This window comes from Enterobacter sp. 120016, from assembly GCF_018383635.1.
Taxonomy (GTDB): domain Bacteria; phylum Pseudomonadota; class Gammaproteobacteria; order Enterobacterales; family Enterobacteriaceae; genus Enterobacter; species Enterobacter asburiae_D.
Genome location: NZ_JAHAWC010000019.1, coordinates 67506 through 80595, shown reverse-complemented (window position 1 = coordinate 80595; position 13090 = coordinate 67506). Strand labels below are relative to the sequence as shown.

Here is a 13090-nt window from a genome sequence, read left to right as displayed (position 1 = left end):
AGACTTGGTATTCATTTATTGTCCGAAGACATTAAGAATCCATGTCACTTTGAGTGCCCACACAGATTGTCTGATAAATTGTTAAAGAGCAGTGCCGCTTCGCTTTTCGCAGCGGCGCGGGGTGTGCATATTACGCTTTCCCGCTTCAGAGTCAAGCGTTTATTTTCGCTTTTCTCTGCTGGCGTTCATCTCTGAACCCCGCTAACCCGGCGGCCTGTAAGCCGTTGTTCCGTGTCAGTGGAGGCGCATTATAGGGAGTTATTCTGAAGTGACAAGCACAAAATACAAAAAACTTTTCGTTCGCTCACTTTTCAAACTTAACGCTTATTTAAGTCGCGAATCGCCCGTTAAATGTGCGATTTCCCGCGCAAAACTGGCCACCTGCGACCAGTCGGTATAAACCACTTCTTTACGCGTATCGGTTTCACCCCCGGTCATCTTCATAATCAGGCGGATCATAAAGCGGTCATACCAGCGGTAGCGAGGATAGCGCAGCGCGCCGGCAAAGACGGCGCACAGGTCTGGCTGCCACGGCGAGCTGAGCAAAAACTTGCGCGTGTAGCTGTTGGTCTGCGGCGTACGCTTCTCGGCTTTACGTGCGACAAGATTGACCGAGTAAAACGCACCGGGCAATTTGTTAAGCACCGCCGTGTGCTTTTTCACAAAGCGGTCCAGCGCCGGATGGAAATGCCCGTAACGAATTGACGCGCCAATTACCACGCGATCGTAATCCTGCCAGGTTATCTGATCCGCACGATTCAGGTTTACAACATCCGAGTAAATACCCAGCTCTTTTAATTCCGATGCCAGATACGCGGCAATCTCACGCGTTTGCCCGTCTCGCGTAGAGAAAAGAATCAGTGTTTTCATCAACGGCTCCTTACTCGCGCCAGAATGTAGGGGTGAACAGCACCAGCAGCGTAAAGACCTCAAGACGACCAAACAGCATATTGGCAATGAGGATCCATTTCGCGACCGGGTTCATACTGGCAAAGTTATCCGCCACAACGCCCAGGCCAGGCCCGAGGTTGTTCAATGTTGCGACGACGGACGCAAAGGCGGAGAAATCATCCACCCCCGTCGCGATAATCGCCAGCATGCTGACGATAAAGACCAGCGCATACGCCGAGAAGAACCCCCACACCGCTTCGAGGATACGTTCCGGCAGCGCGCGGTTCCCCAGTTTGATGCTGTAGACCGCGTTCGGATGGACCAGACGCTTCAGCTCGCGGTTCCCCTGCTTAAACAGCAGCAGAATACGAATCACCTTCAGGCCACCGCCGGTAGACCCCGCACAGCCCCCGATAAATGCAGAGCATAAAAGCAGCACCGGCAGGAACAACGGCCAGCGCGCGATGCTGTCCGTGGTAAACCCGGCGGTCGTCGCCATTGATACCACCTGGAAGAACGCCTGATTTAGCGTGGTCAGCGCGGAGTTGTAGACATCATGGAACCACAGCACCAGGGTACAGATGATCACCAGCGTCAGCTGGACGCCAATGAACATACGGAACTCTGGGTCACGCCAGTACACCTTCAGGCTACGCCCGCTCAGTAAAGAGAAGTGCAGACCGTAGTTACAGCCTGAGATCAACAGGAAAATGGCAATAATCGTGTTAATCGTTGGGCTGTCGAAGTAGCCGACGCTGGCATCGTGAGTGGAGAACCCGCCGATCGCGATCGTCGCGAAGCTGTGTCCGATGGCGTCGAACGCGGGCATCCCGGCGAACCATAGCGCCAGCGCACAGGCCACCGTCAGCAAGACATAGATAAGCCACAGGGTTTTCGCCGTCTCGGCAATACGCGGGCGCATCTTATTATCTTTCAGCGGTCCGGGCATTTCGGCGCGATAGAGCTGCATCCCCCCGACGCCCAGAATCGGCAGAATAGCCACCGCCAGGACGATGATCCCCATCCCCCCGAACCACTGCAGCATCTGGCGATAAAAGAGAATGGCGTGCGGAAGCGAATCCAGGCCCACCAGCGTCGTCGCCCCGGTCGTCGTTAAACCGGAGAACGATTCAAAAAAGGCATCAGTGATGCTCAGGTTAGGCTGTTCAGAGAAGATGAAGGGCAGCGAACCGACGCTCCCCAGCACCGTCCAGAACAGGACCACAATCAGAAATCCTTCGCGAGATTTCAGTTCACCTTTCTGACGACGGTTTGGCCACCACAGCAGCGAGCCAATCGCCAGCGCGACAAAGAAGGTCTGGGTAAATGCCCGCCCCGCGCCGTCCCGGTAGATAAGCGCCACCAGTCCAGGGAGAATCATCGTCCCGGAAAAGAGTATGACCAGCAGTCCAACGATTCGGGTTATGGCACGAAAATGCATCTCTGCCGCTTCCTTTGGTATTCAAAAGTGAGGTGGGGATTATTCTTCAATCGGCAGCAATTGCAACGAACCACGACTAAAATCAGCCAGTTTTGCTGAAAAAGCAGCCAGTTTCGCCTGAGGAAGCGCCACGCGTAATTGCACCATTGCCTGATATTCACTGTGCGCGATGACGCCGTTAAACTGCCTCAGCAGCGCCTCGATGCCGGATAACTGGGCGTAATCACACAGTAAAGTATATTCGGTAAGCGGCGTTTTGCGGGTGGTTATGAGTATATTCAGTGCCTGCTGAACCCCACCGCCGTACGCTTTAACCAGCCCACCCGTGCCTAACAAAATACCACCGTAGTAGCGCACCACCACGGCGGTAATTTCACCCACGCCGCTGCCCATCAGCTGTGAAAGCATAGGTTTACCGGCCGTGCCCGCCGGTTCACCGTCGTCGGAAAACCCCAGCTGTTGCGAATCGTCGGGCGGCCCTGCTACCCACGCCACGCAGTGGTGACGTGCGTCAGGATGCTCCGCGCGAACAGACTCGACAAACGCCTTTGCCGCCTCTACGCCGTCGGTATGCGCCAGCAGCGTAATAAAGCGGCTTTTCTTGATTTCCTCAACAAAGGTGACCGGTTCAGCCGGTATCAGCCAGCTTTCCATCAGGCCAGCTTCAGGTCTCGCGTCATGTTCTCGATACCGTTTTCGTGAACCACAACGTTATCTTCGATGCGAATACCGCCAAACGGCTTCAGCGCGTCAATTTTTTCCCAGTTGAAGTGTTTGCTGAACTGGCCTTCACGCCACGGCGCCAGCAGGGATTCGATAAAGTAGATCCCCGGTTCAATCGTCAGCACCATACGCGGCTCCAGAATACGGGTGCAGCGCAGGTAAGGATATTTAGACGGTGCCGCCAGGTGCGTACCGGTATCATCCTGCATAAAGCCCGCAACGTCGTGAACCTGCAGGCCCAGCGGGTGACCGATACCGTGCGGCATGAATGGCCCGGTCAGATCGTTCTCGACCATCGCCTCTTCGCTCATGTCTTTCACAATCTGATGCTTACGCAGCAGTTTTGCGATGCGCTGATGGAACTGGATGTGGTAATCCACATAGCTGGTTCCGGCTTTCATGGTGCCAATCAGCGCCAGCTGTTCATCGTTCACGTCTTTAATCAGCTGCGCGAAATCGGTATCCGCATTCGCCGCCCAGGTACGGGTCAGGTCGGCCGCGTAACCGTTATACTCTGCCCCTGCGTCCAGCAGGAAGCTGCGCATTTCCGACGGAACATGGTGATCCAGTTTGGTGTAGTGAAGCACAGACGCGTGCTCGTTCAGCGCGACAATGTTGCTGTACGGCACGTCGGTATCGCGATGACCGGTGGCGGTCAGGTACGCCTGGTTGATATCGAACTCGCTCATGCCGGACTGGAACGCTTCATGCGCCGCACGGTGACCGTTCACCGCCGTTTTTTGCGCTTCACGCATGCAGTAAAGTTCGTAGTCGGTTTTATACGCGCGGTAATAGTGCAGGTAATCCAGCACCCCTTTCGGATTGAGTTTGTCTGCCGGAATATCCAGACCCAGCGCGCGCTCTGGAACAGGGCCAATGTAGCCGATGTTGCCACGCGCCGCAGGCAGCTGGCTGCCAATGCCGTCCGCTTTCGGCAGCGCAATCACGTCGATCTCTTCGGTCCAGAAAGAGGTCGGCAGCGGCTCTACGTTGTGCCAGTAATCAACAGGCAGGTAGAACCACAGTTTCGGCTTGTTCACGCCGTCCACCAGCAGCCAGCAATTCGGAACCTGAGTCACCGGTACCCAGGCTTTAAACTGCGGGTTCACCTTAAACGGATACGCGTGGTCATCCAGAAAGGTATTCATCAGCTCGCCGGAGTGGATCAGCAGTGCATCCAGCTTAAAGCGGGCCAGTACATCGCGGGTACGTTCCTGTAGGGTAACGATATGATTTTTATAAAGCGAAGCCAGTGAGTCCATCATTCTTCCTTTCGTTTTTTTGACCTCAAGTCATCGCATCTTAGCACACCTCACTCCGGCTGCGTGATTTCCACCGACCGTGATCAATGCAGCATTTTCTTAATGAGTAATTTGCATTTTATTAACATAAATCCCACACTCCGATTCATCTGGTATGACCAGATCCAATTGCTGGATTCAGGAGACTGACATGCTCTACAAAGGCGACACCCTGTACCTCAACTGGCTGGAAGATGGCATTGCCGAACTGGTGTTCGATGCCCCCGGCTCAGTGAACAAGCTTGATACCGCGACGGTGGCCAGTCTTGGCCAGGCGCTGGATGTTCTTGAAAAACAACCTGAATTAAAAGGGCTGCTGCTGCGTTCGAACAAAGCGGCCTTTATTGTCGGTGCCGATATCACCGAGTTCCTTTCGCTGTTCCTGGTCCCGGAAGAACAGCTGAGCCAGTGGCTGCACTTTGCCAACAGCGTCTTTAATCGTCTGGAAGATCTGCCTGTCCCGACCATTTCCGCCGTTAGCGGCTATGCGCTGGGCGGCGGCTGCGAGTGCGTGCTGGCGACCGACTACCGTCTGGCGACGCCGGACCTGCGCATCGGCCTGCCGGAAACCAAGCTGGGCATCATGCCGGGCTTTGGCGGCTCCGTGCGTATGCCGCGCATGCTGGGTGCCGATAGCGCCCTGGAGATCATTGCCGCAGGTAAAGATGTCGGCGCCGAACAGGCACAGAAAATTGGCCTGGTCGACGGCATCGTGAAGCCAGAGAAACTGGTTGAAGGCGCACTCACCATTCTGCGTCAGGCCATCAACGGCGACCTCGACTGGAAAGCCAAACGCCAGCCGAAGCTGGAGCCGTTAAAACTCAGCAAGATTGAAGCCACCATGAGCTTCACCATCGCTAAAGGCATGGTGATGCAGACGGCGGGTAAACACTATCCGGCGCCTATCACGGCGGTGAAAACCATTGAAGCGGCTGCCCGTCTCGGTCGCGATGACGCGCTGAAACTCGAAAATCAGAGCTTTGTCCCGCTGGCGCACACCAATGAAGCCCGCGCGCTGGTCGGTATCTTTCTCAACGATCAGTTCGTGAAGGGTAAAGCCAAACAGCTGACTAAAAACGTTGAGACGCCAAAACATGCGGCGGTACTCGGCGCCGGCATTATGGGTGGCGGCATCGCTTACCAGTCGGCCTGGAAAGGCGTGCCGGTAGTGATGAAAGACATCAGCGAGAAATCTCTGACGCTGGGCATGACCGAAGCGGCCAAGCTGCTGAATAAACAGCTGGAACGCGGAAAAATTGACGGGCTGAAGCTTGCAGGCGTGATCTCCACCATTCAGCCCGTGCTGGAATACAGCGGTTTCGACCGTGTCGACGTGGTGGTCGAAGCCGTCGTCGAGAACCCGAAAGTCAAAAAAGCGGTGCTGGCGGAAACGGAAGACAAGGTTCGTCCTGAGACCGTGCTGGCCTCTAACACCTCCACCATTCCAATCAGCGAACTGGCGAGCGTGCTGAAGCGTCCGGAAAACTTCTGCGGGATGCACTTCTTCAACCCGGTACACCGTATGCCGCTGGTCGAAGTGATCCGTGGGGAAAAAACCTCTGACGAAACCATCGCTAAAGTGGTGGCATGGGCAAGCAAGATGGGCAAAACGCCGATCGTTGTTAACGACTGCCCGGGCTTCTTCGTCAACCGCGTGTTGTTCCCTTACTTCGCCGGTTTCAGCCAGCTGCTGCGCGACGGTGCGGACTTCCGCAAAATCGACAAAGTGATGGAAAAACAGTTCGGCTGGCCGATGGGCCCGGCGTATCTGCTGGACGTGGTCGGCATTGATACCGCCCACCACGCTCAAGCGGTGATGGCGGCAGGCTTCCCGCAGCGTATGCAGAAAGATTATCGCGACGCCATTGACGCACTGTTTGACGCCAACCGCTTCGGCCAGAAAAACGGCCTGGGCTTCTGGCGCTATAAAGAAGACAGCAAAGGCAAACCGAAGAAAGAAGAAGATGCCGCGGTGGATGGCCTGCTGGCTGAAGTCAGTCAGCCAAAACGCGACTTCTCCGACGATGAAATCATCGCCCGGATGATGATCCCGATGGTCAACGAAGTGGTGCGTTGCCTGGAAGAAGGCATCATCGCCAGCCCGGCAGAAGCCGATATGGCGCTGGTATACGGCCTGGGCTTCCCTCCGTTCCACGGCGGCGCGTTCCGCTGGCTGGACACGCTCGGCAGCGCCCGCTATCTCGATATGGCTCAGCAGTATCAGCACCTCGGCCCGCTTTATGAGGTGCCGGAAGGGCTGCGTAACAAAGCGCGCCATAACGAACCCTACTACCCAGCAGTTGAGCCAGCCCGTCCGGTTGGCGAGCTGAAAACGGCTTAAGGAGTCACAATGGAAAAGGTTGTCATTGTTGATGCGATTCGCACCCCGATGGGCCGTTCAAAAGGCGGTGCATTCCGTAACGTGCGTGCAGAAGATCTCTCCGCGCATCTGATGCGTAGCCTGCTGGCGCGTAACCCGGCGCTGGATCCTGCAGCGCTGGACGATATCTACTGGGGCTGCGTGCAGCAGACCCTGGAGCAAGGTTTCAACATTGCCCGCAACGCGTCGCTGCTGGCGGAGATCCCGCATTCGGTTCCGGCTGTCACCGTGAACCGCCTGTGCGGTTCATCAATGCAGGCGCTGCACGACGCGGCGCGTATGATCATGACCGGCGATGCGCAGGCCTGCCTGGTGGGCGGCGTTGAGCACATGGGCCACGTGCCGATGAGCCACGGGGTCGATTTCCACCCTGGCATGAGCCGTAACGTGGCGAAAGCCGCGGGGATGATGGGTCTGACCGCCGAGATGCTCTCTCGTCTGCACGGCATCAGCCGTGAAATGCAGGATGCCTTTGCCGCGCGCTCTCACGCTCGCGCATGGGCGGCGACGCAGTCCGGTGCCTTTAAGAATGAGATCATCCCGACCGGCGGTCACGACGCAGACGGCGTACTGAAGCAGTTCAGCTACGACGAAGTCATCCGCCCGGAAACCACCGTAGAAGCGCTTTCTACTCTGCGCCCTGCGTTTGATCCGGTCACCGGTACGGTAACGGCAGGTACTTCGTCGGCGCTGTCAGACGGTGCCGCCGCGATGCTGGTGATGAGCGAAAGCCGCGCCCGCGAGCTGGGCTTAACCCCTCGCGCTCGGGTACGTTCGATGGCGGTCGTGGGCTGCGATCCTTCAATCATGGGCTACGGCCCGGTTCCGGCCTCGAAGCTGGCGCTGAAAAAAGCGGGATTAACCGCCAGCGACATCGACCTGTTTGAGATGAACGAAGCGTTCGCCGCACAGATCCTGCCGTGCATTAAGGATCTGGGGCTGATGGAGCAGATCGACGAGAAGATTAACCTCAACGGCGGCGCGATCGCCCTCGGTCACCCGCTGGGCTGCTCCGGGGCGCGTATCAGCACAACGCTGATTAACCTGATGGAACGCAAAGATGCCCAGTTTGGTCTGGCAACGATGTGTATCGGGCTGGGTCAGGGTATCGCGACGGTGTTTGAGAGAGTGTAAATCAGGAAAAGTATCTCAAAGCCAATGGCGTCAGAACAAGGCGGCAAGCGAGCGAATCCCGATGAGCTTACTCAAGTAAGTGATTCGGGTGAACGAGCGCAGCCAACGCAGTTATGGCGTCATTGGCGAAGAGAGAGAGTTTAGTTGCCGTTCTTCCCGCCTGTCAGGGGCGGGTTTTTTATTTAAATGAAGGCAAACGCATCGCCAAACAGGCGGTCTTCACGCGCGTCACGTTCGTTACAGAACAGGTCACGGGCAATTTTCGCCATCTCAAAACGGCCAGCAATATAGATATCATGCCCTGCCAGCGTGCCATGATCCTGCAGCACCGCCGTCAGCACCGTCCCACTACGACCACGCCAGCCCTCTTCCGGCTGCTCAACCACCGGCTCAATGCGCAGGTTAGGATGGGTTACGCTCAGCGCTTCCAGTTCAGACAGGTCGTACAGATGTTTCTCTTCGCGGCCACCCCAGTAAATGGTGATGTCGCGGTCCGGGTTACGCGCCAGTGCGGTCAACAGAATAGAGCGCACATAAGAGAAGCCCGTACCGCCAGCGATCAGGATCAGCGGACGGTCTTCGTCATCGCGCAGCCACGCATCACCGTGCGGAATATCCACCACGATTTCACGTTCCTTCAGGATCCGATCCATCACCGCCATCGCATACAGGTTAAGCTCTGACGCACCAATATGAAGCTCAATAAATTCCTGCTCCGCTGGCGTTGAGGCCATAGAGAAAGGACGCTTATCACGCTCATCCATCACAACCATCAGGTACTGACCCGCGCGGAAAGAGAATGGCGCTTCTGGCACTAAACGGACGCGATATACGGTGTCGGTGATGGCATCTACCGAGGTCACTTTACAGCTTAAGGTTGTCATTCGCTCTCTCTGTCGGGAAGTCTATAGGGCTTAACGGTCAGCTCAGGGTTTACCGTTATTCATTATGGCCAGCTCGTCCCAGATCGCGTCAATTCGCGCGGTCACTGCAGGATCTTTTTTGATCGGGCGACCCCATTCACGGTCGGTTTCGCCAGGCCATTTATTTGTGGCATCCAGTCCCATCTTTGAGCCAAGACCGGAAACCGGCGAGGCAAAATCCAGGTAATCTATCGGCGTGTTTTCGACTAACACCGTGTCACGCGCCGGATCCATTCGCGTGGTAATGGCCCAGATTACGTCATTCCAGTCGCGGGCGTTAACGTCATCATCGCAGACAATAACAAATTTGGTATACATAAACTGGCGCAGGAAAGACCATACGCCCATCATCACGCGTTTAGCATGGCCAGGATACTGCTTCTTCATCGTGACCACCGCCATGCGATACGAGCATCCTTCAGGCGGCAGATAAAAATCAACAATTTCCGGGAACTGCTTTTGCAGGATAGGCACAAACACTTCGTTCAGCGCCACGCCCAGCACCGCTGGTTCGTCCGGTGGACGTCCGGTATACGTGGAGTGATAAATCGCATCTTCACGCTGCGTAATGTGCGTCACGGTGAACACCGGGAAGTTATCCACTTCGTTGTAATAGCCGGTGTGGTCGCCGTAAGGGCCTTCTGGCGCCATTTCACCCTGCTCAAGATAACCTTCCAGCACAATTTCTGCACTGGCCGGAACTTCGAGATCGTTAGAAATACACTTCACGACTTCGGTTTTCGTTCCGCGCAGCAGGCCTGCAAACGCATATTCAGAAAGGGTATCCGGCACGGGGGTGACGGCTCCCAGAATGGTGGCCGGATCGGCACCTAAGGCGACAGACACCGGGAAACGTTCCCCCGGATGCGCGGCGCACCACTCCTGGAAATCCAGCGCGCCGCCGCGATGCGACAGCCAGCGCATGATGAGTTTATTCTTGCCAATCAACTGCTGGCGGTAAATACCGAGGTTTTGCCGCTCTTTGTGCGGGCCGCGCGTAACGGTCAGCCCCCAGGTGATCAGCGGAGCGGCATCTTCAGGCCAGCACTGCATGATAGGGATTTTAGTCAGATCTACCGCATCGCCTTCCAGCACTTTCTGCTGGCACGGCGCGCCGCGCAGGCGTTTGGTGGGCATGTTCAGCACCTGCTTAAACTGCGGCAGTTTGTCGAACAGATCGCGGAAGCCTTTCGGTGGCTCCGGCTCTTTCAGAAACGCCAGCAGTTTACCGACTTCACGCAATGCCGTGACGTCTTCCTGCCCCATCCCCAATGCAACACGGCGCGGTGTACCAAACAGGTTGCACAGCACCGGCATTGAGTAACCTTTTGGATTTTCAAACAGTAATGCGGGGCCACCGGCACGCAGGGTGCGGTCAGCAATTTCTGTCATCTCCAGATAAGGATCAACAGGAAGTGTAATACGTTTGAGTTCACCCTGCTTTTCCAGCAGCGTCAGGAAGTCGCGGAGATCGTGGTATTTCATGCAGTTAATCATGGCCTCTCTGTAAGCGCTTCATTATACGGCGTATGCCTGCTTGATGCTGTAATTTTGTTAAATAAGCGTGAACTTATGCGTTCTGTTCCATTTTCCCCCATTATAATCAACTTAGCGATCCCGCCAGGGTTTTGATATGCTTGCGCCCCGAACTAAGGGAAAGAGTGATTATGCAGGCCTGGTATTTACTGTATTGCAAACGCGGGCAACTTCAGCGCGCGCAGGAACATCTTGAACGTCAGTCTGTAAATTGCCTGACGCCCGTGATCACGCTTGAAAAAATGCAGCGCGGGAAGCGCACAACCGTCAGTGAGCCGTTGTTCCCGAACTACCTGTTCGTGGAGTTTGACCCGGAAGTCATCCACACCACCACCATCAGCGCAACGCGCGGCGTCAGCCACTTCGTTCGTTTTGGCGCCCACCCGGCAACGGTTCCGTCGACGGTCATTCATCAGCTGTCGATTTATCAACAGCCTGAAGGGATCACCGACCCCGAAACCCCTTACACCGGCGATAGCGTCGTGATTACCGAAGGCGCTTTCGAAGGCCTGCAGGCGATTTTTGCCGAGCCGGACGGGGAAGCGCGATCTATGCTGTTGCTCAATCTGCTGAACAAGCAGGTGCTGCAGAGCGTTAAAAACACCGACTTCCGCAAACTTTAAACGTTTATTCCGAACAGATTACGCACGTTGTCATCCGTCTGCGCCGAAAGCCAGTGCGGATCCTCTCCGCGCCACTTCGCAACGCTCTCAACAATGTGCCCCAGATACGCGGGCTCATTTCGCCGCGATGCCGGTTTGGGCTTCATATCGCGCGGTAGCAGATAAGGCGCATCGGTTTCAAGGAGCAACCGGTCAGCCGGGATCGCTGGCAACAGCTCCCGAAGCTCAAGCCCGCGACGCTCATCGCAAACCCAGCCGGTAATACCCAGATAAAGCCCTCGCTTCAGGCAATCCAGCGCTTCCTGCCGTGAACCGGTGAAGCAGTGCAGCACCGCGCCGGGCAGTTTATCCAGCCACGGATCCAGAAGTGCCAGGAAACGCTCATGCGCGTCGCGGCAGTGCATAAATACGGGCATTCCAAGCTCTACCGCCAGCGCGAGCTGGGCAGTGAACGCCTTTTCCTGCTCTTCAGGCGTGGAAAAGTTACGGTTGAAATCGAGACCGCATTCGCCGATCGCCACAACGTCTGGCGTCTTCGCCAGCCTGTACAGGGTGTCGCCACTTTCCGGGGTCCACTGGCTGCTGTCGTGAGGATGCACGCCGGCAGTAGACCAACAACGATCGTAGCGTTGCGCCAGCTGCTGCGCCTGCTCGCTCTCATGCAGGTTGGTGCCTGTCAGCAGCAGCCCTTTCACCCCGGCGGCAAACGCGCGCGCAACCACCTCATCACGATCTTTCGCAAACTGCGAGCTGGTCAGATTGAGTCCGATATCAAACATGCAAATCCCCATATAACAACCGCCCTGACGGGCGGCTGGTTTTACTCTTCAGTGGTCTTGTCGGACGTATCGTCTTCGTCATCCGCTCGACGTCCTTTACCCACGTAGAAACGCGAGAAGAATACGCCGACCTCAAACAGACAGTACATCGGTATGGCCAGCAGCGTCTGCGAGAACACATCCGGCGGTGTCAGCAGCATGCCGACCACAAAGGCGCCCACCAGAATATATGGACGCTTCTTACGCAGGTCATCCGGGGTGGTTACCCCTACCCAGCAAAGCAGCACAATGGCCACCGGCACTTCGAATGCCACGCCAAACGCCATAAACAGCGCCATCACAAAGCTGAGGTAGCTGGCGATATCCGTCGATACCTGGACCCCTTCCGGCGCGGTATGCGTCAGGAAGCCGAAGGCCAGCGGGAAGACAACGAAATAGGCAAACGCCATGCCGATATAGAACAGCAGCGAGCTGGACACCAGCAGCGGGATCACCAGCTTGCGTTCATGCTTATACAGCGCTGGCGCCACAAACGCCCACACCTGGTAAAGAATGACCGGTGCAGAGGCAATCAACGACACCCAGAAGGTCAGCTTGATGGGGGTAAAGAACGGAGAAGCAACGTCTGTTGCAATCATCGTTGCGCCCAGCGGCATCTGCTTGATCAGCGGTGCAGAGACCACCTGATAGATATCGTTGGCAAAATAGACCAGGCACAGGAATATGAGTAAAACCGCAATAATGCAGTTTAACAGGCGCTTACGCAGCTCAATGAGGTGCGTAATCAGCGGTTGAGTATCATCTACTGCCATGTTTACGCTTTATCACTCGACGAGGGGGATGATTCGGAAACGGACGCAGCGGGCTTCACTTCCGCCGTTTTTGCCACCGGCTCTTCCGGCTGCGACTGTTTTTTCACTTCGGTTTCCTGCGGCGTCTGCTCTGGCGCGGCAGCCTGATGTTCAGCGCTGGCAGGCGTTACGCCCTCGCGCTGCTCCTCGCTGCCCTTCACCACCGGGTTATGGATGGTGTTCGCTTCATCGCTCGCTTTTTCAGGATCGTTAACGCTATAGGAGCGCTTCATCGATTCCGCCGCTTCGCGCAGCTCATCCATTGACGCTTTCAGTTCCGGCGTCAGGTTATCCATGCTCGCCTTCTCGACCTTTTTCAGGCTTTCCTGAAATTCCTGCAGCTTAAGCTCCTGCGCCAGTTCATTCTGAACGGTCGATGCAAGCGATCTCAACGCACGAACCCAGCCCGCAACGGTTTTCACTGCCACCGGCAGACGCTGCGGCCCCAGCACAATCAGGCCAATCACAAAGACCAGCAGGAGTTCACCAAAACCAATGTCGAACACGA

Annotated in this window: 13 protein-coding genes; 4 read left to right on the top strand and 9 right to left on the bottom strand. The window is 56.2% G+C overall.

Features of this window, described 5'->3' with window-relative positions; all coding sequences use genetic code 11:
* Window positions 1-195, top strand: a 195-nt coding sequence (locus KIF87_RS20380; protein WP_213330388.1) for a hypothetical protein, incomplete at its 5' end; no start/stop codon positions are given.
* A 129-nt stretch (window positions 196-324) separates the two neighbouring features.
* On the opposite strand, the gene hemG is transcribed toward KIF87_RS20380, so the two are convergent.
* From hemG to pepQ, 4 genes are read right to left on the bottom strand one after another with little or no spacing between them, the layout of a single operon-like run.
* Window positions 325-870, bottom strand: a complete 546-nt coding sequence (hemG, locus tag KIF87_RS20375) for a menaquinone-dependent protoporphyrinogen IX dehydrogenase (protein ID WP_213330386.1) — start codon at window positions 868-870, stop codon at window positions 325-327.
* A 10-nt stretch (window positions 871-880) separates the two neighbouring features.
* Window positions 881-2332 (bottom strand): Trk system potassium transporter TrkH, encoded by a 1452-nt coding sequence (trkH, locus tag KIF87_RS20370; RefSeq protein ID WP_023309600.1) that lies wholly within the window; start codon window positions 2330-2332, stop codon window positions 881-883.
* 39 nt (window positions 2333-2371) lie between these two features.
* Complete coding sequence (locus KIF87_RS20365; protein ID WP_213330384.1) at window positions 2372-2986, bottom strand: IMPACT family protein; 615 nt, start codon at window positions 2984-2986, stop codon at window positions 2372-2374.
* Entirely contained in the window at window positions 2986-4317 is a 1332-nt protein-coding gene (gene pepQ / locus KIF87_RS20360) for a Xaa-Pro dipeptidase (RefSeq protein ID WP_023333783.1), read from the bottom strand. The genes KIF87_RS20365 and pepQ overlap by 1 nt, the downstream gene beginning before the upstream one ends.
* Window positions 4318-4507: 190 nt before the next feature.
* On the opposite strand from pepQ, the gene fadB reads away from it, so the two are divergent.
* Window positions 4508-6697: a fatty acid oxidation complex subunit alpha FadB gene (gene fadB / locus KIF87_RS20355; RefSeq protein ID WP_213330382.1), complete on the top strand. Its 2190-nt coding sequence runs from the start codon at window positions 4508-4510 to the stop codon at window positions 6695-6697.
* 9 nt (window positions 6698-6706) lie between these two features.
* Window positions 6707-7870, top strand: a complete 1164-nt coding sequence (gene fadA / locus KIF87_RS20350; protein WP_008501515.1) for an acetyl-CoA C-acyltransferase FadA — start codon at window positions 6707-6709, stop codon at window positions 7868-7870.
* A 182-nt stretch (window positions 7871-8052) separates the two neighbouring features.
* Here the strand turns inward: fadA and fre are convergent, their stop codons facing one another.
* Both fre and ubiD read right to left on the bottom strand, forming a co-directional pair.
* Window positions 8053-8754 (bottom strand): NAD(P)H-flavin reductase, encoded by a 702-nt coding sequence (fre, locus tag KIF87_RS20345; protein WP_008501516.1) that lies wholly within the window; start codon window positions 8752-8754, stop codon window positions 8053-8055.
* A gap of 42 nt (window positions 8755-8796) precedes the next feature.
* A complete protein-coding gene (gene ubiD, locus KIF87_RS20340) occupies window positions 8797-10287 on the bottom strand; it encodes a 4-hydroxy-3-polyprenylbenzoate decarboxylase (RefSeq protein WP_162269347.1) in 1491 nt (496 codons plus the stop codon).
* Between the two features lie 173 nt (window positions 10288-10460).
* On the opposite strand from ubiD, the gene rfaH reads away from it, so the two are divergent.
* The gene (rfaH, locus tag KIF87_RS20335; RefSeq protein ID WP_023309605.1) at window positions 10461-10952 is read left to right on the top strand and encodes a transcription/translation regulatory transformer protein RfaH; all 492 of its coding nucleotides are present in this window, start codon (window positions 10461-10463) and stop codon (window positions 10950-10952) included.
* Here rfaH and tatD read toward each other — a convergent pair.
* The 3 genes from tatD to tatB are packed head-to-tail and all read right to left on the bottom strand — an operon-like array spanning window position 10949 to window position 13088.
* Entirely contained in the window at window positions 10949-11731 is a 783-nt protein-coding gene (gene tatD / locus KIF87_RS20330) for a 3'-5' ssDNA/RNA exonuclease TatD (protein ID WP_213330380.1), read from the bottom strand. The two genes, rfaH and tatD, sit on opposite strands and share 4 nt — an antisense overlap.
* Before the next feature lie 41 nt (window positions 11732-11772).
* Entirely contained in the window at window positions 11773-12543 is a 771-nt protein-coding gene (gene tatC / locus KIF87_RS20325) for a Sec-independent protein translocase subunit TatC (protein WP_023309607.1), read from the bottom strand.
* A 2-nt stretch (window positions 12544-12545) separates the two neighbouring features.
* Window positions 12546-13088, bottom strand: a complete 543-nt coding sequence (tatB, locus tag KIF87_RS20320; protein ID WP_213330378.1) for a Sec-independent protein translocase protein TatB — start codon at window positions 13086-13088, stop codon at window positions 12546-12548.
* Window positions 13089-13090: the final 2 nt, after the last annotated feature.